Here is a 20,674-nt window from a genome sequence, read left to right as displayed (position 1 = left end):
ATCTCTTACTGTTCTGCCGTGAATTTGCTTTCGAGCTGTTCCAGCAGGGAGGGTTCCCAGTCGGCCAGCCTCATCTGTAACCCAAGCCTGAACAACATCCGGTACTGCTGTTGCGCCAGTTTTTCCATTCCGGCCTCTTCCATCAGTTGCACGCCGAAATACTGGCGGTGAAACTGGTCGCGGGGAGAACCTTCCGGCAAGGCTTCCAGATAGTGCAGCGCGGCTTCCAGCCCCAGCCCGGCAAAACACTCTCGGGCGGCCAGGTGCTCCTCGCTGGTCTGCGTCACAGACGTGGCCTGGTTGTGGCTGTCCTGAGCGGCCACTAGCCACTGTTTTGTCGGTTCGCTGATATACGGCGTCAGGTCGTTAAACAGCAGAGTGGCAAGCCGGGGGAGCCGCGCCAGGAAACGGGTGACTTCATCGCGGATAGCCTCCGCTGCATCGGTATACCCCAGGCGTTGCGCGGTCTGCGCCGACAGATAATGACCGTCCAGCCAGTACGGGGCCAGCAGCAGGCTTTTTTCCACCTGCTGCCAGAGCGCCATATCGGCGCTGGCAAGCCGCGCCTGGTAGTCCGCCGCCATATCAGCAGAGACTGCCGCCAGCGGCGTGCGTCCATCGCTTTCGGCCTGGGGTACGCTGGTAATGTTGTGCCACAACGCATGGCGGCGCAGCCGGTAGCCCTGCGGCGAGCCAGGTGAACGTTCACAGAGAATGGCGGCCACTTTCAGCAGCGTGTCGCGCCAGGCTTTATCATCGTGGCCGTCAATATCGATGGTCGGGGCCGGATTTACGGGTACAGCCGCAGGCGACGATACCGGCGCGGCGTCAGCCGGAGACGAACGGCTAGATGAAGCAGGCGCGACAGGTTGCACGGCTTGTGTCCCGCGATATGCCCGGCGGTACAGGGAGGAGAGGTCATCCACCGCCTGCGCCAGCGCCGGAATATTGTGCTCCTGCCAGCACTGCGCCAGTCTGGCCAGTTCCGCCAGCAGGCTGTCGCGCTGTAAGGTATCTGCACCTTCAGCAAAACTGTCCGCGCCGGACTCAAAGCGTTTCAGCACCTGGGCGGCGAAACGTTGTTTATGTGCCGGGTTTTGTGGCGCGGCCACCACCCAGTAGTGCTCCACGTACAGCGCCAGCAGGCGTAGTGCCAGCAACGGGTTGCCCGCATGTTGCAGGGTACGCAACAGGTGTGCCAGCAGGCGAAAATCCTTGCTTTCTGAGGCCAGAAGTTCAAGCCCACGGCGCTGGATTTCCGGGATATCAAGCTGGTCGTGGGCAAGTGAGCCGAGTTTAAGCATGGCACCGTCGATATACTCCCATGCGGGGTTATCCTCTTTCAGCGCGCAGGCCAGTTTTGCTTCCGGCAGGTTTTCCAGCAGGTGCGATATCCACACGTCGGGGTTACGCAAATCCATATTGTTATTCTCCCGCCCAGTGACAGGCATCGCGCAGCGGGGCGATGGTTTTCACCAGCCCGTCAATGTTAAAGGTCAGTTTTCCGGCGGTGCTGTCGGAGCCGGTGTCAATTGTCAGCGTCCTGGCGCCAAACAGTTGTTTAATTTCGTCAATGCCGGACAGGCCCCGGCTGGCTTCCAGCAGGTAGCCGTTCTCGCGGATAAACCAGTGTGAATGGAACTGCCGATCGTCGGCTTTCAGTACCACATCGAGATCATTTTCCGTCCGGGGATGCGTCAGAGCCACCTGCATCCGGGTGATGTTATCCACGCAACTGAACATCAGCACCGGACGCGGCGGCACGTGGCCAATTGCCGGGGTGGTGATAATCACCGTCGGGCGTTCGCCTGGGCTTTCGGTCATCATCAGCGTGGTGGAACTGTCCGTGCGCTGCTTTTCCTGGGTGAAAGCCCGTTTCCAGGCTTCGCCTTCATAGCGGGCTTTCGCCAGCGCATGGGTAAACCCTTCCGACTGCTCCGGCGCAAGAATACGGTCATAGCAATCAAGACGCTCCAGCGCCGCAGGCTCCGTGCGGCAGGAGTTCATGGCGCTTACCGTGGCCTGCGCATCCGTAGCGGTAACGGCCTGCATGTCCGCTGCCGTCGCCGCAACGAGGGTCAGGGCGATACCGGGAACAGCCTGTTCCGGTTGCGCAGTGGCCTGTGCGGCGCTGGCGACCAGTGCAGCCAACAGCGCGATATACCGGAAAACGTGCGCGTGACTCACAGGGCGGTATCCTCCGGTACGTTATTGCTGGCGGACATCTCTTCTTCGATATCGGCGGTAAACGCCCCGTCCGTCACGCCGAGGCTTATCCGCGTAATCACCGCATTCGCGGCCATTTTCTGTAGCAGCAGCAGGGAGAGCGGCGGGAGCATTTCGCCGTCAATCACCGACTCCAGCATGCGTGCGCCGTTTTCGGCGCGGGTGACCCGCTGCATGATTTCGTCGGTGACAACTGGTGCAATCACCACCTCCGCGTTAAAGCGGGTACGCAGCACGTTATCGAGGCGCGCCAGTTTTCCGGCTATGATGGTGGCGAGCGTGTCGCGCGACAGTGGCAGATAGGGCACAACTTCCATCCGCGCCAGCAGAGCCGGTTTGAAGAAGTCAGCCAGCACTGGATACAGCGCGTCGTGCATCTCGTCCGGATTGTCGGCATATTCAACAATCACCTGATAACCCAGGTTGGAGGTGAGGAAAAAGACGATATTTTTACAGTCAATCACGCGCCCTTCGCCGTCTGCCATCTCGCCTTTATCAAACGCCTGATAGAACAGGTTGAGTACGTCCGGGTGGGCTTTCTCCACTTCATCCAGCAAAACAACGGAATACGGTTTCTGGCGGATCGCTTCGGTCAGCACGCCGCCCTCACCGTAGCCGACATAGCCCGGAGGCGAACCAATCAGCCGTGAAACGGTATGCTTCTCCTGGAACTCTGACATATTGATGGTGGTGAGGTACTGGCGTCCGCCGTAAAGCAGTTCTGCCAGTTGCAGCACGGTTTCGGTTTTGCCCACACCACTGGGGCCGGCCAGCAGGAATGCCCCCAGCGGACGGCCCGGACGGCGCAGGTCGGCGCGCGCCGTCAGCAGGTGTTTATGCAGATGCTTAATAGCTAAATCCTGGCCCTTGATGGTATCGCCGATCCACTGTGGCAGGTCGGTGATGACCGACATTTCATTCTGCGACAGGCGGTTAAGCGGCACGCCGGTCCATTCGGCGATGACGGCGGCAATCTGTTTTTTATCGACGTGCGGGGAAACCAGCAACTGCGTGTTGTGCAGGGCGTCGAGTTCAGTGGTCAGTTGCGCCAGGCGTTCAGCCAGAGTGATTTCGGTTTCCGGCTGCTCTGTCACGGATTCATTTGCCGTCAGGCCATCACTGTCAGTTGCATCCGCAATTTCTCCGTTGTCGGCAGCGCCAGCTTCTTCGAGCAGCCCCTTACGCAGCGCAATAATCTCCTGCACCAGTGCCTGCTGCTGACGCCATGCGGCATCCAGCGCCTGAAGCTCCGTCTGCGCGACTTCATACTGCGCGTAAACGTCATCCAGCCGCGTGGTATCCGACCGTAGGCCGATGCGGATCTCGCGCTCAAGCTGGCGAATTTCCGCTTCGCACTGGCGGCACTGCGTGGTTAACGCTGAAATCTGTTTTGGCGGCGAGGAGAGGTTAATCGCCACGCGGGCGCAGGCCGTGTCCAGTACGTCGATGGCCTTGTCCGGCAACTGACGCCCGGAAAGGTAGCGTTCGCTGAGCGTAGACGCTGCCTGTAAGGCGTCGTCGTCAATCAGCACGCTGTGGGACTGCTCATACACCGCCGACAGACCGCGCAGGATAATGGTGGCTTCAGCGGCATTCGGTTCGCTCACTTTCACCAACTGGAAGCGGCGCGACAGGGCGGCGTCTTTTTCGAAATATTTTTTGTACTCGCTCCAGGTGGTGGCGGCGATGGTTTTCAGCTCGCCACGCGCCAGCGCTGGTTTAAGCAGATTGGAGATATCCAGCCCGCCCTGCTGGTTGCCCGCGCCAATCAGCGTGTGGGCTTCGTCGATAAACAGGATAACCGACTTCGGTGACTGAATGACTTCCGCCATCAGCCCCTTGAAGCGTTTTTCAAACTCGCCCTTGACCGAGGCTCCCGCCTGTAGCGCCCCTAAGTCCAGAGTCATAATCTCAGTATCGCGCAGCTTATCCGGCACCTGTCCTGCAATGATGCGCAGCGCCAGCCCTTCAATTAAGGCGCTTTTCCCGACGCCAGCCTCCCCCACCACCACCGGATTGTTTTTACGGCGACGGCAGAGAATATCAATCATCAGGTCGATTTCGTTATCACGGCAGAGTACCGGATCGAGCCTGCCGTTACGGGCATCTTCGGTCATATTTTTCGCGTAACGGCCCAGCAGGCTTTCCTCTCCGGCAATAGCGGCGTGCTGGCCGGACTGCCCCTCTGTGAACACCACGGATTCGGCAGATTCCTTCGTCCATCCGGCAAAATCCAGCTGTAGCTGGTCGCGGTTAATGGTGGTCAGAAGCTGTGCAGTGGCGGGCAGCACATAACGCAACGGTGAGTGCAGCAGGGCGAGCAATAACACTCCTCCGCGCAACTCGTTTTGCTGCATTTCGGCGGAGGCCAGCAGCCAGGATTCTTTCAGCCACTCAACCAGCATCGGCGAAAAGGACGGGTAGCTGTCCGCTGATCGGGTACTGGCATAATTTTCCACCGTCAGCGTCTGGCGTAATGCCTCCACCTCAATGCCAGCGCGTTCAGTAATCACCCTTAAGTCGCTACGCGGAATAGCCAGCATCTGAATCAGCACATGGCTGACGGTGATTTCCGCTGCCTGCTGGCTCATACACTCCGATGCCGCCATCTCCAGCGCCTGTTTTGCGAACGGATTGAGTCGTTTTACCAGCGTGGATAAGTCAATCTGGATCATGGGTGTCCTTACCTGGCAAGCAGCCGGTTTAACTGGTGGAGGATATCCTGCGTCTGGCTGTCCAGGCGCAGCAGGTAAAAGAGATAAAACAGCGCCAGCATGACAATGCCGCCCAGCAACACATGCTTAATGGTCAGCCGTCTGATGAGCTGGTAACGCCCGCCCTGGATTTTTCTGTCCAGGTGCAGGAGCGGGAAGGGGGCGTCGCCGCGCAGTTTATGCAGGACGTGGTACAGACGGCGGTATATCTGCTCAAACTCGCCCTGATCCTGCACCGCCACTTTGTAGCGCCCGCGAAATCCCAGCGAAAAGCAGAGGTATAAAAACTCCAGCAGATCCTGATAGCGTTTTGGCTCGCGCATCAGACGCTCCAAAAGGATGAAGACCTTCTCACCGCCCCAGGCTTCGTTGTGGAAATGCACCAGTAATGATTGTTTGATCCACTCATTCTTGTTGGACCAGCCGTTGCCCAGCGCAGCCTCGTCAATAAAGGTGCAGAGGATATAGCGAAACGACACAATCACGCCCGGCTCATAGCCCTGCTCCTGGAGTAACTGCTCCACTGCCTGTACGTCCGTCACCACCTGTGCGAACAGGTGCTCCGGCATGGCGTTGCTGTTCATCCCGGCCACGCGCATCACCATACCGAGCAACGGCGTGGCGGCGTCGATCATCGGGTTGAGGCTGTTGCCGCGAAGCGCAAGCTGGTACTGGCGCTGGCTTTCGCCTTCATATCCGGGCAGGGGCAGTGAGATCTCATCCATTGCCTTATCCTCTTATCGCCCACAGTTGCATGTTCAGATCCGGGAAGGTGCCGGACACATGCAGGGCAATCGCGCCCGCAGTCACCACATCCGTCCAGGCCGTGCCGCTCCTGTCCAGTTCGAAATAGCTGTAACCGCTATGGTACGGGAGCTGGCGAGGGGCCACTGCTAGCGTGCGTAGCGGTATACCGGGGATCTGTATGCTGACCATATTGCGGATTTTTTCCGGCGAGGAAATTTTTGACTGCTGCACAAACTGGCGCTGAAGCGGCATCGTCTCCATTTTTGCTGCCACTGCCAGTACGAAGGATGCTGACTGTAGCAACGTGGCGTCATGGATATCGGCCTGCCAGATCCCGTCGCGCAGATGGAGAGGCAGACTGATCGCCCTGGGCGACAGTACTGTGCGCAATGCCCGCTCTACTTCCGGCAGCAGTGTTTTGAAGGTTTTCGTAAGATCGCGCTGATCATAGACGTCAAGCGAGCAGGGCAGGCGGGACGACTCTGTAAAGGTCATCAGCTCGCCCAGCAGTCCGGCCAGATCGAGATAAAACTCTTCCGGGTGGAGCTGCGGTCTGTGAGCTCGATGGGTAAAGCGTGTCTGGTTGCGGTTAAGTAATTGCAGCATCATAAATTCAGCGACATCCGCAATGCCGCTCTGTGCCGGAGAACCAATACGCGCAGCCAGATCGCTGGTCCGGTTAACAATATCTCCCTGAACTTTTATGAGGAATTCGCGCAGCCGCTCACTGGCATAAATGTTCTGGCAGGAAGGAATAAAGTTTTTATCCAGCGTCAGGGAGCCGTCTGCATGGCGATCAGAAATCCGGCACAGGGGGAGTGTGATATATGCGCTCAGATCTTCAGCCCCGCTCATAATGCGGGGCGTCAGTTGCCCCAGCGTCAGCGTCCGGGCGTCGCCGCCTTCAGTATGTAAATCCCGGACGTCGGCGCAATGAAGGCGGTAACGCCCGGTACGCTGTCCGCCGCTGATTTCATTTCTCACATCGCTGGCGACGGGCAATGCCAGATAAACAATACGGCTTTCTTCATCCAGAAGACTCTCCGGATGCAGCGGATCGGGCAGCGCATCCTGATCCGGGATAGAGAATACGGTGCCATCCGGCAAGATTCCTGACGCGCTGTCGATCATGATTTTGCCCTGCGCCAGTAGTTCACTGTTAAGGGACAATTCCGTAAATCCCCAGGACAAATCGTGCATGGCCCGGAAACGCTGACTATTCAGATAATCGTTATAGCGTTGCTGCTGCTGGAAATGATGAGGACGCATCAGCATCCCTTCCTGCCACATCACTTTGTTGCGTGTGGTTGCCATCGTTAGTCATCCTCTTTTTTCATTTCAATACTGCTCTGCCGGATATGCACTAGCAGGCGGTAGCTGTGGCCTGTGCCTTCCACCGGCTCGATCTGCTTCCATTCGGTGGTCTGATCGTCAGAAAAGTAGGCGATCACGCCAACAAACTGCGTTTTCTCATCCAGTTTGGCTGGCGGCAGAGTTTTAATGGTGTCCGGCAACAAGCTGAAATCCTGGTGATCGAGATAATTTTTCCCCAGCACGTCCGGTAGCGGTGTGGTGGCAATCTGATCGTAATCAGTAGCCTGTAACTTCGAGTCATCGCTCAGGTACACCAGTTGCACATCCACAGGCGCGGCTTCGCCGTCTGCGTTGAGGTTGGCGTCCGGCTCCGTCAGTAGGGTTATGGTGATTTCTGATGGCTGCGATTTCAGATCGCCCACTTGAATATCCGGGTTGCTGATCACCTTGCCGAGTTTTTTGGCAGTCTCACAACCGCTCAGGGCGAGGGTAAAAAACATCACCATCGCGCAGACGCGGAAAAAACGCCCTGTCATGCCTGCGGCTCCCGCTGTTTTTCACGCAGCACCCGGTCATAGACCTGGGCATAAACCTCGTTAAACAGCATCTCAAAACCCTGCTGACGGCTGGAGGCCAGCTCATCGTAGTAGTCGCAGTACATCTGCCAGGCCCCGGCATCATCCAGTGGCTTACGCAGTTCGTGACTGCGGCGGTACTGGACAAAGCGGCGCATCAGGCTCTGCGGCGAGAACGCCTCCAGCAGAACGCGTAGCGACTCCACAATGGCGGCGCGGTTGGCCTCTTCGTGATGGCGGATATTGCGCAGGCTTTCGCTGACGGCCGCAGGCGCGGCAAGATGCACCGGGCTTTTGCCTTCGGCAAACAGCACATCCAGCGCGGTGGCATAATCCATATTCAGGCGCAGCGGGTTATCTTCCAGCGGGCGCAGGTGTTTGTCTGACAGGCTGTTGCGGTGTTGCTGTAACTCAAGCAACCCCTTAACCGTCGCCTGTAATGTTCGCCCAGCCTCTTCCAGAAAATCGTCGGCATCCGCTGTGTTATGAACGGTAAGCGACCCACCCAGCCCGCGCAGCAACGGAGTAACGGCAAGATGCCGCTGCGCCATTTCAGCCGGGGAAATGTCTTCTTCCGGGGCCAGCGGGGAGGCATACATGGACGGCAGATCCATAAATGGCGTGTTGATCCCGCCACTAACGGCCGGATCGGACAATGGCGCGGAAGGTCGGACGGGGGCGATCCCCGCAAGCGGATCATTTCCTGTGGTCAGCCTTTCGGACTGTAACGCCTGGAGCGGATCGACGGAAAAGCCGTTAACCACGGTATCGGCAAGCTGGTGACGCTGAGGCATTCCCGGATATTCCGGTGTACCGTTCGTGGATAACAGGGTATCCGTGAGCATGTCATGGTTTGTCACGATGGTTTCAGGCGTGGCCATCTCTTCATCGTAGTGCCACATTTCACCCCGGTTCAGATGAACCCGGAGTATCAGATGCCCGGTCTGGATCTCATCCCCTTGGCGTAACTGTACCAGATCTGATGCCGCAGCCACTTTGGCCTGGTTCAGCCACAGCGGCGCGGCCAGCGGATGCAGACAGAACGCGCCGTCATGCAGACTGATGCTGAATGCCCGCGCAGGAATATCCTGGTGTCTGTCCTGAACGGACCAGCGACATTCGCTGGCATGACCCACATCGCCATCCTGTGTAAACAGGCACCGTGCGGCCCGTCCGCTTTCCAGTTCGCTGCCATTAACAACATGCAGTGAAAGCGTCTGCTGCCGCTCTTTTTCTTCCGCCATATTCTGCTCCATGATGGTTATTTTTACTCCCGGACCCGGATAGCGACTGAAGGACGCTCTCCTGGATCACCGAGAAAACTGGTCCAGCCCAGTAGCGCGCTTTTGTTATCACCCAGCCGCATTGCGCTCACCTGCTCCGGGGCCAGCCCCAGACAAAGATCCCAGGCAAGCTGATCGCGCAGGACGAAGGCGACAAACATCGCCAGCGGCAGAAAGTTTTCCCCTGACGGCAGGAACGAGAGAAACTGCTTACGGCTCAGGTTGCTAATGCTTAACTGAAATTTTCCACAGAGATCGGGAACCCTTGTGCCCAGTACAAACTGGCCCAGCACCGATCGCCCTGCTATTTCTGCCCCGTTTTTGAGGGTGTGGCATCCCAGGCTGTTATACTGATCCGGCTCAATCTCCACCATCCGCCGCTGCCAGTTTTGCAGCGTCACATCAGACAGATCAAAGCAATGGGCTACAAGCGCGCAAACAATTTCCGGCGAGCGTCCCGGATTGGCCAGTATCCCGGCGTAGGCCAGCATCTTGCTGTGGTTAATTGCCAGCCTGTCGCGCAGTTGCCGCGAGCCCAGGCCAACCAGGGAATACATCCGCTGTGAGAACGCATCCACGCCTCCGTTGCGAAAACTGATGTGGTAACGGTACTTGCGCCAGATATGCCAGACAAACTGCGTCAGGCGGTGGCTGAACATATCCAGAAAGTCCCCTACTGGACTTTGTTCATGCGCCGATTTCCAGGCGAGATGATCAAGGTAATAGCCGGGAAGGGGGGACTGACTGCCCTGCAACCCCATAAAGGTGGTGCTCATCCGGAATAATCCGGAGGTGTCCTGCTCCAGCGCGCTGATATCGCTGACCGGAAAACCCAGGCTGGCATCTGCCCGGAAGCGTATGCTTTCCTGCGCCGGATCGGTATCCAGCGATAATTCTGGCGTCTCATCACACCCGGAGGCCAGCCGGTGTAACAATTCCGATAGTGCAAAAAAGTTACAGGCGCAGGCATCTCGAAAGAGCCTGTCCGGCAACTCACGTTGTTCGCTGTTTACTGACCCGTCGCTCGGATTCAGATGAGGGGATGCTGTCCGGTTCTTTCCGCCCATTTCCATGTCTCCTGGCTTTCCGTGTTAATGACGGTCAGCATGTGGAACGAATTGATGCTGGCGTACAGCGACAGAAAATGCGATAGCACCGAGCCCAGCAGGTACATCTCTCCTTCGCAGGCAAACGGCTCCGGATGCAGGTATAGAGTGGAAGCCAGCCCGCGCACGGGGAGGCCGGTAAACAGGCGATCAACCGGTTTTGTTTCCAGCCGTTCAATGGCGTCCAGCTTTTGCTGCGACAACCGGGCCATCTGCGGATGGTGAATGGCGTGCCGGTCAAAGTTGGCTACCACCTGCTTCAGGGCGTCGGTATCCAGCAATGACAGATAGTTCAGGTTCATGGCGGAAAGCAGCGACCAGTGCAGGCTGCCATCGATAACCGGCCAGAGCGGTTGTGTGGGGTGGGTGATATTACGAAATGACGCCACCGCCGCGTTTTTACCCGTGGTTCCGGTAATATCGCCGGGTCGGAGCTGTACCGGTAGCTCACGGTTAGTGCAGGTTAGCGAGACGGAAACCACCTCACTGTCGAGCAGCGAAGCCTCCGGGGCGCTGCCGTCGGCGTGGATAAAGGCCAGCGCATGATTAAATCCCCGGTGAAACAGCGAAGTTTTTGTCCGGTGCTGCCAGTACACCACCTCGCGTTTACGGCTGTATTCCATCTGGTGATTGAAACTCTCAAAGGCAGGCCACTGGCGTGCGGCCTGTGTTGTCACTGGACGTCCCGTATCTTTTTTCCTGAACATATCCTGCGTCTGACTCACCACGCTGTTGACGGAAAAAATATCGTAATGATCCGGATAATGGCGACTGGGTATCAGGGGATAATCCGCCTGCCTGTTGTCCAGCGAAATGACTTCGGCGTGGTGAAAGAAAAGATTGATGGCGGGTGCGCAATACAAACGCAGGGAGTCGCGACGCAACCGGATATCTGCGGGTAAAGGGCGCGAAAAACGCAGCCGCAGGGTAAAACTGTTCGCCAGTAACCCGACGGGTAGCGCCGGAATACCGCAGGCGTCGAAAAATAGGAAACTGTCAGTGTAGCAGAAATATTCCTGGAGGATACGGTAGCCGCTGTGGACATTGCCGGGCCAGGGCAGCATGGCATCTTGCGGCTGAAAACCCACGGCTTTGAGCATAAACTCAGGAAGCCAGATGGTCTGGTCACCGATAACCAGCTCCGCGCTCTGAAGGTATTCGCAGAACCATAAATAAAGCTGGTAGCGGGTATAGTTATCATCGTTGCCCAGCCAGAAGCGCAGCTTATTCAAATCCAGGGTCGCGAAATCGGTGCCTGGTGCGACGGTAAACGTTATGTCGATGATACCATTACGGGGCGTGCTGTGATCCTCAACGCTACCCACCTGGACGGGGAGTAACCAGATATCCCGGCAGAGCGTAAACGTGCAGGGAGGCGCCACATCCGGTTCTGCACCTGCGTTAATGGAGAGTACCTGCTCCCCCCCGGCAATCCCTGCACCTGTTATGAATTGCTCATTACGGGGGATCCGTACCGGCACAGAGGTTTTATCCATGTCCGGCGTATATTCGATCAGCGTCATCGACGGAACCGGACGCAGGTAGTTAGGCCACAGCATCCGGATTAACCCGTGCGTCAGTTCGGGGAATTCATCCTCGATTTTCTGGCGCAGGCTGCCGGTCAGGAAAGCCACGCCTTCCAGCAGGCGTTCAATATCCGGGTCAGCTCCTTTTTCGGACAGAAAACGGGCGAGATGCGGCTTTTCGGTCGCCAGCAGTTTACTTAGCTGCCGCAGATAATCCAGTTCCTGCTGGTAATAGCGTTCTTCAAATTCCATTCTGTTAAACCACCCGGTAATGCTGGCTGCCGTCCGGTGCCATATCAAACTCAAGCACGTCGTCGATATCGTTGAATGTCACCCAGGCGGTGATATGAAAGGTCATATCCTGCGGGCCGGTCGTCTGTGGAAGCAACGCCCGGACCTCAGTGTGTGAAATTCGGGGTTCATAGCGCTCAATGCACTGCACGATGGCCAGGCTCATGGCGCTGCGATAATTGTCTGCCCCTTCCGGCTCTTCAATGCCCAAGTCCGGGGTGCCCCGGCAACTGCCGGAGCGGGTGTTCAGAATATGTCGCAGGCTCTGGCGAATGGACTGCCTGAACGCATCCATATTGCTGCCTCCCCGCCAGTTTCTGACCGGAGGGGATTCCATACGCTCAAACAGCGTTCCGGCAGGCCTTTCGCGCTCCGGTATCACTTATCTAACCGCCCGACCAGAGACAGTTCAAACGACGCCCCCATATATTTAAAATGGGGGCGAGCGAAGATGGCTGCCCGGTACCAGCCCGGTTCACCATCCACCTCATACACCTCAACCCGTGCGCCGCGCAGGGGTTTACGGCTGCGAACATCCGCTGGTGGATTTTCCTGGTCTGCCACATACTGGCGAATCCAGACGTTCAGTTCACGCTCCAGATCGCTTCTTTCTTTCCACGAACCAAGCTGTTCACGCTGCAATACTTTGATGTAGTGGGCGAGACGGCTGATAATGAACAGATAGGGTAACTGCGTTCCCAGCTTGTAGTTGGTTTCCGCATCTTTACCAGGAAAATGTTTGGGCTTTTGCACGGAGTTTGCCGAGAAAAATGCCGCATTATCGCTGTTTTTACGCATGGTCAGGGTGATAAAACCCTCTTCGGCCAGTTCAAATTCACGGCGGTCGGTGATCAGTACCTCCGTGGGAATTTTGGCCTGAATTTGCCCCATTGCCTCATATAAATGTACCGGCAGATCCTTCACCGCCCCGCCACTTTGCGGCCCGATGATGTTGGGCGCCCAGCGGTATTTTGCGAAGCTGTCGGCGACATTGCTGGCCAGCATCCATGCGGTATTGCCCCAGAGATAATGTTCGTGATCGCGACTGACATCTTCGGCGTAGTTGAAGCTTTTGACCGGATTCTCAGTGGCGGAATAGGGCTGTCTGAGCAGAAAACGCGGTGCAGTCAGTCCTAAATAACGGGAATCTTCGGAGTCACGCAGGGCGCGCCATTTGGTATAGGCCGGGCTTTCAAAGATGGCATAGAGATCTTTAATATTCGGCAGCTCGGTCCAGGAATTCAGTCCCATAAACTCCGGCGATACAGAAGAAAGGAACGGGGCGTGGGACATCGCGCCGACTGCACTGACATAGTTCAGCAGTTTCATGTCCGGTGCCGTATTTTTGAACTCATAAGCGCCTAATATGGCTGCAATGGGTTCACCGCCAAACTGCCCGAATCCGGAGGCGTAAACGTGTTTGTAGAAGCCGGACTGGGTAATTTCAGGGGCAAATTCAAAATCTTCGAGCAATTCGCTTTTTGTGACGTGGAGGATATTAACTTCAATATTTTCACGGAAATCAACGCGATCAACAAGGGTCTTCATTGAACGCCAGAAGGATTCCACCTGCTGGAATGCCGGGGCGTGAATAATGGCATCCATCTGGCGGCTGATACGGGTATCAATATCCGCAATCATGCCGTCCACAGCCAGTTTGTTAACGGGTTCAGCAGGTGTGCTGGATTGCAGAATACTGGCAATGAACGCCGTTACGCCCTGGCGGGCAATGTCATAACCGTCAGCGCCGGGCTGGATACGGGTCTGCGCCATGATTTCATCAAGCAATGACGGGGTATGGCACTCCTGCGCCCTGCTACCGGAAACGAGTTCCTCTTCGTGTAAAGACATACTGAAAATCCTTCTGTTGATCGGTATTTCTGCGGGCAGTGCCACCGTTACCGGGGGGGGTTCGCCAGCTTGACATCGTCTGCCGGAAATCACCCTTATGGATGATCCCGTCCATCAGATAGCCATTACGGCGATCGAGTCTGGTGACTAAGGCATCCACTGCACCATGATTTGTGTCGTGCGCGGTACCTGATAAAAAGGGCAACCAGAGGAACGCCTGTTTAATGGCCTCATCAGATAACAGGGAAACTCCGGTCTCTTCTTTGCGCTTGCACGCGGCCATCTTATGAATCCCCTAACTGAACGAAACCGCTGGCTACTTACCTTCCGCCTGGCTGATTTCCCGGAGCAGTTGTTCGCGGGTTTCTTCATTTTCCAGCAGCGCCTGAATCTGTGCGCGGAATGCTGGAAGATTGCCCAATGGCCCCTTCAGGGCGGTCAGCGCTTCGCGCAGTACCAGCAACTTTTTCACCTCCGGAACCTGCCTTGCGACGCTGTCCGGCGAAAAATCGTTCAGGGATTTAATCTCCAGGGAAATATTCATCTCTTCATCCGCTTTTGCGTCGTCCTTCAGCTTTGCCGGGACGGCAAAATTAAGGCTGATAGCGGCCTCGGCCATGACAGAGTTAAAGGAATGTTTGTCGATGGAAACCATCTGACGCTCATCCAGCGGTGCGGTTTCCTGCGTGTTGCCGGTATCGCCCACAATCAGCATATTAAGGGGCAATTCCACCTCGGAAGGCTCGCCATCAGTTTTTGGTACATAAGAAATATTAATGCGTTCTTTGGGTGCAACGCTGCTGCTGTAATTTTTACTCATAAAAATAATCCATCAGGTTGTGTTACGTATCCGGTCTCTCCGTACAGACTGTGAAGCGACGATATGTTTCAGTTATAAACAGCTATGGGGGAGCATTCTACTCGGGTGAAATAATTTGAAAAGCACTTTTTTCGAATGAAAGAGAGGAGTATTCTTCCCGTATCTGATTAATTTCAGGGGGCTGCTCGCTATGTTTAATTGTGTTTTTGATAAGTATTGAATATTTTATTTGTTGTTTAAATTGATGATTTTTAAGTGTTTTTGTATTGAGTGTATGTGTGTGGTGAATGTGTTTTTGGGAGAGGTATTTGTGGTGTTTATCTTTGCAGATGGAATAAAAGGAAAAACATGTTAATAGCTTTGTTAAATCAATAAAAGAAAGAGAATATAATATTATTCATGATTCATTATTGCCTGAGTGGAATTGATGTTGGGTGTGTGCCAATACATATTGGTATTTTTACATGGCTATCTGTACGTATAATATAAAACTGGTTGTACATTTGCACAGTATTAAAATGGATAAATTTTTCTTATTAAAAAAGATGTGGCATTGCACAAACTGATTAATTCGTGCTCTGCGCATTTCAGCCTGTCGGAGAAAACCGGCAGGAGCCTGTAAGTCGTCATCGATAATCAACAAGGAGTTTACAAATGCCTACACCGTGTTACATCTCAATTGCGGGGCAGACCCAGGGGAACATTACTGCGGGTGCCTTTACCGCAGATTCTGTTGGCAACATCTACGTGCAGGGCCACGAAGATGAAATGCTGGTGCAGGAGTTTCTGCACAATGTGACTGTCCCGACCGATCCGCAGTCCGGTCAGCCAAGCGGCCAGCGTGCCCACAAACCGTTCATCTTTACCGTGGCGCTGAACAAAGCCGTCCCGCTGATGTACAACGCGCTGGCGTCCGGTGAAATGCTACCGAAAGTGGAAATGCATTGGTGGCGTACCAGCATCGAAGGCAAGCAGGAACACTACTTCACCACCCGTCTGACTGACGCGACCATTGTGGATATGAATCTGCATATGCCGCACTGCCAGGACCCGACGCAGCGTGAGTTCACGCAACTGCTGGCGGTAAAACTGGCCTACCGCAAAATCGAATGGGAACACGTCAAGTCCGGCACCTCTGGTGCCGATGACTGGCGTGCGCCGCTGGAAGCATAAATGTGTGTTCACAGCATCCCGCCCTTACGGGCAGGATGCTGTTTTTGGTTGTGCCGGAAATAAAAATCAGTGTCAGTAAGGGGTTACGTTTTTACGGGAGATGGCGGACGCCGGAAACTTCGGCGGTAGCGTGCCTGCACGCAAGCGTAACGCTGTACTGCCACCGACGCAGTCCGGCATGGTTTATTTTTTCTGTTCATCCGGGAGGCACTTATGTCAACAGGATTACGTTTCACACTGGAGGTGGATGGTCTGCCGCCGGATGCGCTGGCGGTGGTTTCTTTTCACCTGAACCAGTCGCTCTCCATGCTGTTTTCCCTCGATATCTCGCTGGTCAGCCAGCAACTTCCCACTATCGACTTCGCCCAGGTACTGGAAAAAACGGTGCACCTGAAAATCTGGCAGGGCACGGAGATAAAGCGCCGGGTTAAAGGTCTGGTGACTTTTTTTGAGCAGGGTGAAAACGACAGCCACCAGACGCTGTACAGAATGAAAGTGCGCCCGGCGTTGTGGCGAGCGGGGCTGAGAAAAAACTCCCGCATTTTCCAGAACGAAGACATCAAAAGCATCCTGGGCACGATAGTGCAGGAAAACGGCGTGACGGAGTGGAGTCCGCTGTTCAGCGAACCGCATCCGGTGCGTGAGTTCTGCGTACAGTATGGCGAAACGGATTATGATTTTCTGGCACGGATGGCGGCGGAAGAGGGCATCTTTTTTTACGAAGAACATGCTGTGAAAAGCGATGACCAGAGCCTGGTGCTGTGCGACACGGTCCGCTTCCTGCCGGAAGCCTTTGACATCCCCTGGAACCCGAACACGCGCACCGAAGTCAGCACCCCCTGTATCAGCCAGTTTCGCCACAGCGCGCAGATACGCCCCTCTTCCGTGATAGCCAAAGACTACACCTTCAAACGCCCCGGCTGGGCGGGGCGCTTTGAGCACGAGGGGGAAAATCTGGATTACCAGCGCACGCAGTATGAGGTGTTTGATTATCCGGGACGCTTTAAGGGAGAGCACGGTAAGAATTTTGCCCGCTGGCAGACGGAAGGCTGGCGTAACAGTGCGGAAATAGCACGGGGAAAAAGCCGTTCCCCGGAGATATGGCCGGGGCGGCGTATCCGGCTGACGGGGCACCCGCAGGGCAGCCTGAACCGGGAGTGGCAGGTGGTGATAAGCGAATTGCGCGGCAGTCAGCCGCAGGCTGTGCCGGGGCAGCGCCATGCGGGCACAACCATTGAAAACCACTTTGTAGTGATACCGGCAGACCGGACATGGCGGCCGCAGCCATTACCAAAACCGTCGGTCGACGGCCCGCAGTCAGCGGTGGTGACGGGGCCGGAGGGAGAGGAAATCTTCTGTGACGAGCATGGCCGGGTACGGGTGAAGTTCAACTGGGACAGATACAACCCGGCGAACCAGGACAGTTCGTGCTGGATACGGGTGGTACAGGCGTGGGCGGGGCCGGGGTTCGGCAACCTGGCAATACCACGTGTGGGCCAGGAGGTGATAGTGGACTTCCTGAATGGCGACCCGGACCAGCCGATAATCATGGGCAGAACGTACCATGCGGATAACCCGCCGCCGGGGGGGCTACCGGGAACGAAGACGCAGATGACCATCCGTTCAAAAACCTATAAAGGCAGCGGCTATAACGAACTGATGTTCGAGGACAAGACGGGAAATGAGCTGTTGTCGATGCACGCGCAGAAAGACATGAAGACCGAGGTGCTCAATGATCAGTGTACGACCATCACCCGAAATCAAAGCCTGACGGTAGGTAATAACCGGCTGAAGGTTATTACTGCCGATGAAGATGTAAAAATTGACGGGCATCAGGCGATAAACATCAGACAGTTTCAGAATGTGAATGTAAAGACCGATGTTACCTGTTTCAACGGCGGGGACAGGGTTGTGCAAAGTGCCGGAAGTGTGGTGATTGGCTCAGGGACAATGATACGCCTGGAGTGCGGCAACAGCGCACTGGAACTGCACGCCGGAGGGGTTATTAACCTGAAAGGTACTGCATTCAATATTGTCGCGGAAAAAAACAGTCTCATTACCACGGGGTCAGCTATTCTCGGCCTGAATCCTGGGGGGGACGCACCCAAAATTGGTGTAGTAGGGGACAATCATAAAAAGAATGTAACCAGTGTTATCGACAAACTGTTCCCTGAGAAGCCAGGAGGCGGGAAATGAATGACGTTTACCGAATGAATGAAGGTCATCTGACGCTTGCCGGGGAAGGGTGGCTTGACTGCACCATGCAGGTGATCCGCAATACCCGAACTCATGCGTCGCTGGTTATCACCCGTGCTTATATTGCCGGAGACAGGACATTTGATGAGGAACTGGAATATCAGTGGGCGCAGGTCAGCGCGCAGATTGAAAACTACCATCAGATGCCTCCGGATATCATCACACTGCCCCTGTTACCTGACTGCCCGGCGCGGGAAATAACGGCGACATATCTGCGTGAGCCACATACCTGCTATCAGCGGCAGGCGGCCGTTTTGCTGCCGGAACGTCGCTTGCTGATGCTGACCTGTACTGCGCTGAATCTCTTCGGAAAAGAGGAAGAGCTCTTCTGGCAGCAGGTTAAAAATACACTGGCTATGGACTGACGTCGCGCAGGAGGCATTTTTCGATGGGGAATTTAGCTCATGCCGCCCGGCAGGGCGACGATATCATTCATACTAGTATTCTGGCTGATGTGCTGGGTGGTTTTTTCGAAGCGGCTGTTTGTGTGGCTGTTGGGGCTGTGGTTATTGCCTGTGCTGCACCGCTGGCAGCAGCGGCTGCGACGGCTGCCGGAGTTTCAGCCGCAACAATGGCTGCGACGGCTGCCGCAGCCGGAACCTGTACGGCTGCGGGACTTGTCGGAGGACTGACCGTCACAATATCCGGCGCAGGCGACCTGGTTGAAGATATCGCGCAGGGCGCGGCGAATTTTATTTCACCTCCGTCGCCACAGGGAAAAATTGCCACGGGTTCTGAGAATGTGCAGACCAATGATTTACCCGCTGCCCGTGCAGCGGGACGCCTGATGACTGAAGCAGAAAATGCAGCACGCGAAAAACTCGAGGCTGAAGAGAAAAAGCGGCAGGAGGAGGCAGAAGCCCGGATGTCCACGGGCATGAAGGTACTGAATATGGTGGGTAACCTGTTCAGCTACGGCGAAGCTTTTTTGGGGCAGATGTTTAATCCCGTAGTGGCGGGGCCATCTGGTGGGGTGGTGGAAGCGCCGAATGATGTTGTTGACTGTCATAAACATCCCCCGCAACCAATACAGTATCTGGCTGAAGGATCATCCCAGGTCAGCATCAACGATTTACCGGCTGTACGCGCCGGAGACAGAACCACCTGTGGAGGAACGGTATCAACGGCGGTGTCACCCAATGTGATTATCGGCGGTAAATCGGTGGTTGTTCGCCCGATCCATAATGGCAAAGTACCGGGCGTGGAAGCCGCCCTGCTGGTGCTGTCGCTGCTCACCTGTAAACCCACTAAGTTACTGAAAGAACTTCCCTGTATGTTTATGGGAATGGCGGCAGCAATGCTTGCCAGCAAGGTCGGTGAGTCCATACATGCGTTGTGGAATCCGGTGCATGCTGCGACAGGTGCCAAGGTTCTCAGCGGGGATGAGGATCTGGACTTTGAGCTTCCCGCCCGCTTTCCGCTACGCTGGCAGCGTATCTATAACAGCCGTAACAGGGATGATGGCCTGTTTGGCCGGGGCTGGCGGACAGCCTTTGAAACCCGTGTTGTCAGGGAGGCTGAATACACCTGCTTTTATGATGAAGGCGGGCGGGAACTCCGTTTTATCTGCCCGGAGCCGGGAGAGGCAGGTTTCAGTCCTGATGAAGGATTATTGTTTGCGCAGAATGAGCAGGGGTTGATCGTTATTGGTAATCTGGATGGTTCTGAGTGGCGACTCTATGTTCCACATCCGTCAAAGCCGGAACATCTGCGACTGCTGATGCTGTCCGATGAATACGGTAATGGGCTGCAACTCCATTATGACGAACAGGATCGTCTGCACGCCATTACGGATACCGAAGAAAGCCTGAGGATAGTACTGCACTACCAGAATTCGCAATTCCCACAACGTCCGACCCGGATCGCAGAACAAACAGCCTCCACTGACAGCCACACCGGTGAACCCGTACAGCGGTTGCTGATGCGCTACGACTATACTTCCCAGGGGCATCTATGTCGCGTAACGGATGCGGACGGGGTGTGTCTGCGCGAGTTTGATTATACAGCCGAAACGCTGATGAGCGGACACCGGATGCCGGGCGGCGCATATTATCGCTATCGGTGGCAGCCATTCAGTGATGGCTGGCGGGTGGTGGAGTATGACGCCACCAGTGGTGAAAATGCTCGGATTGACTATGACATGACGCAGCGTGTGACCACCGTGACTCACGGCGGAGGGCTGACTCACCGGCATGAGTGGAATGACCGCTATCTGGTGGAAAAATATACCGATGAAGCCGGACAACACTGGTGCTATGAATGGAATGAAAACGATCTTCTGTCCCGTACTGTTGATCCCTCCGGGGCCGTCAGGGAATATCACTATGATAATGCAGGTAATCTGACGGCAGAGACCGATCCCCTGGGGGGAACGGTATGTACCCGCTGGCACGAAGAGCGGGCGCTGCCTGCACAAGTCACCGGGCCTGACGGGAGCACGTATCAGTATTTTTATGATGAGCATTTTGGGCTATGCGCGGTGATTGATGCGCTGGGACAGTGCTGTTACTACCAGCGTGATGCCTGGGGACAGGTTACGGCGTTCACGGATGAGAAAGGCGGTGTGCAACGGTTGACTTATAATGCACGCGGGCAGGTCAGCAGTGCGCAGGACTGTTCAGGTAAAACGACGCAGTACCGCTATGATGAGGCTTACCGACTGGCGGAAGAGACGGATGCCGCGGGAGAGAGTACGCATTATGAATACAGCCCGGCCGGGCGACTGGTGAAGGTACTCCGCGCTGAAGGCCATGTAACCAGCCTGAGCTGGACGCCACAGGGGCAACCAGAAA

The 20,674-nt window shown here is 55.7% G+C and carries 17 protein-coding genes; 4 read left to right on the top strand and 13 right to left on the bottom strand.

Going from position 1 to position 20,674, the window contains the following annotated elements; genetic code table 11:
* Nucleotides 1-5: 5 nt before the first annotated feature.
* The 13 genes from tssA to tssB are packed head-to-tail and all read right to left on the bottom strand — an operon-like array spanning nucleotide 6 to nucleotide 14,453.
* The gene (tssA, locus tag OGV57_RS00850) at nucleotides 6-1,421 is read right to left on the bottom strand and encodes a type VI secretion system protein TssA (protein ID WP_054528074.1); all 1,416 of its coding nucleotides are present in this window, start codon (nucleotides 1,419-1,421) and stop codon (nucleotides 6-8) included.
* 4 nt (nucleotides 1,422-1,425) lie between these two features.
* Nucleotides 1,426-2,187, bottom strand: a complete 762-nt coding sequence (vasI, locus tag OGV57_RS00845) for a type VI secretion system-associated protein VasI (protein WP_054528075.1) — start codon at nucleotides 2,185-2,187, stop codon at nucleotides 1,426-1,428.
* Entirely contained in the window at nucleotides 2,184-4,901 is a 2,718-nt protein-coding gene (gene tssH / locus OGV57_RS00840) for a type VI secretion system ATPase TssH (protein WP_054528076.1), read from the bottom strand. The genes vasI and tssH overlap by 4 nt, the downstream gene beginning before the upstream one ends.
* Before the next feature lie 8 nt (nucleotides 4,902-4,909).
* On the bottom strand, nucleotides 4,910-5,665 hold the full coding sequence (gene icmH, locus OGV57_RS00835; protein WP_054528077.1) for a type IVB secretion system protein IcmH/DotU: 756 nt from the start codon (nucleotides 5,663-5,665) through the stop codon (nucleotides 4,910-4,912).
* Nucleotides 5,666-5,669: 4 nt separating this feature from the next.
* Nucleotides 5,670-7,001 (bottom strand): type VI secretion system baseplate subunit TssK, encoded by a 1,332-nt coding sequence (gene tssK / locus OGV57_RS00830; protein WP_054528078.1) that lies wholly within the window; start codon nucleotides 6,999-7,001, stop codon nucleotides 5,670-5,672.
* A 2-nt stretch (nucleotides 7,002-7,003) separates the two neighbouring features.
* Entirely contained in the window at nucleotides 7,004-7,507 is a 504-nt protein-coding gene (gene tssJ / locus OGV57_RS00825; RefSeq protein WP_226791630.1) for a type VI secretion system lipoprotein TssJ, read from the bottom strand.
* Between the two features lie 26 nt (nucleotides 7,508-7,533).
* Nucleotides 7,534-8,820 (bottom strand): type VI secretion system-associated FHA domain protein TagH, encoded by a 1,287-nt coding sequence (gene tagH / locus OGV57_RS00820; protein WP_048999074.1) that lies wholly within the window; start codon nucleotides 8,818-8,820, stop codon nucleotides 7,534-7,536.
* Nucleotides 8,821-8,843: 23 nt separating this feature from the next.
* Nucleotides 8,844-9,926: a type VI secretion system baseplate subunit TssG gene (tssG, locus tag OGV57_RS00815; protein WP_048999076.1), complete on the bottom strand. Its 1,083-nt coding sequence runs from the start codon at nucleotides 9,924-9,926 to the stop codon at nucleotides 8,844-8,846.
* Nucleotides 9,890-11,743 carry a type VI secretion system baseplate subunit TssF gene (gene tssF, locus OGV57_RS00810; protein ID WP_054528080.1) on the bottom strand — a complete coding sequence of 618 codons (1,854 nt, stop codon included), beginning with the start codon at nucleotides 11,741-11,743 and terminating at the stop codon, nucleotides 9,890-9,892. Before tssF ends, tssG begins: the two co-directional genes overlap by 37 nt.
* Before the next feature lie 4 nt (nucleotides 11,744-11,747).
* Entirely contained in the window at nucleotides 11,748-12,164 is a 417-nt protein-coding gene (tssE, locus tag OGV57_RS00805) for a type VI secretion system baseplate subunit TssE (RefSeq protein WP_054528081.1), read from the bottom strand.
* Nucleotides 12,161-13,633, bottom strand: coding sequence for a type VI secretion system contractile sheath large subunit (tssC, locus tag OGV57_RS00800; RefSeq protein WP_054528082.1), 1,473 nt, complete (start codon nucleotides 13,631-13,633; stop codon nucleotides 12,161-12,163). The genes tssE and tssC overlap by 4 nt, the downstream gene beginning before the upstream one ends.
* Nucleotides 13,599-13,916: a hypothetical protein gene (locus OGV57_RS00795; RefSeq protein ID WP_114070814.1), complete on the bottom strand. Its 318-nt coding sequence runs from the start codon at nucleotides 13,914-13,916 to the stop codon at nucleotides 13,599-13,601. Before OGV57_RS00795 ends, tssC begins: the two co-directional genes overlap by 35 nt.
* A gap of 33 nt (nucleotides 13,917-13,949) precedes the next feature.
* Entirely contained in the window at nucleotides 13,950-14,453 is a 504-nt protein-coding gene (gene tssB / locus OGV57_RS00790; RefSeq protein ID WP_054528083.1) for a type VI secretion system contractile sheath small subunit, read from the bottom strand.
* Between the two features lie 654 nt (nucleotides 14,454-15,107).
* On the opposite strand from tssB, the gene OGV57_RS00785 reads away from it, so the two are divergent.
* The 4 genes from OGV57_RS00785 to OGV57_RS00770 form a co-directional block, all read left to right on the top strand.
* A complete protein-coding gene (locus OGV57_RS00785) occupies nucleotides 15,108-15,626 on the top strand; it encodes an Hcp family type VI secretion system effector (RefSeq protein WP_003843873.1) in 519 nt (172 codons plus the stop codon).
* A 213-nt stretch (nucleotides 15,627-15,839) separates the two neighbouring features.
* Complete coding sequence (locus OGV57_RS00780; RefSeq protein WP_072143931.1) at nucleotides 15,840-17,822, top strand: type VI secretion system Vgr family protein; 1,983 nt, start codon at nucleotides 15,840-15,842, stop codon at nucleotides 17,820-17,822.
* On the top strand, nucleotides 17,819-18,247 hold the full coding sequence (locus OGV57_RS00775; RefSeq protein ID WP_054528084.1) for a DcrB-related protein: 429 nt from the start codon (nucleotides 17,819-17,821) through the stop codon (nucleotides 18,245-18,247). Before OGV57_RS00780 ends, OGV57_RS00775 begins: the two co-directional genes overlap by 4 nt.
* A 23-nt stretch (nucleotides 18,248-18,270) precedes the next feature.
* A partial coding sequence (locus OGV57_RS00770; RefSeq protein WP_286530656.1) for a DUF6531 domain-containing protein occupies nucleotides 18,271-20,674 on the top strand: 2,404 nt, incomplete at its 3' end.

Origin of the sequence: Citrobacter sp. Cf087 (assembly GCF_030334285.1) — a bacterium.
GTDB lineage: Bacteria > Pseudomonadota > Gammaproteobacteria > Enterobacterales > Enterobacteriaceae > Citrobacter > Citrobacter freundii.
This window is presented reverse-complemented; position numbering and strand designations above follow the sequence as displayed.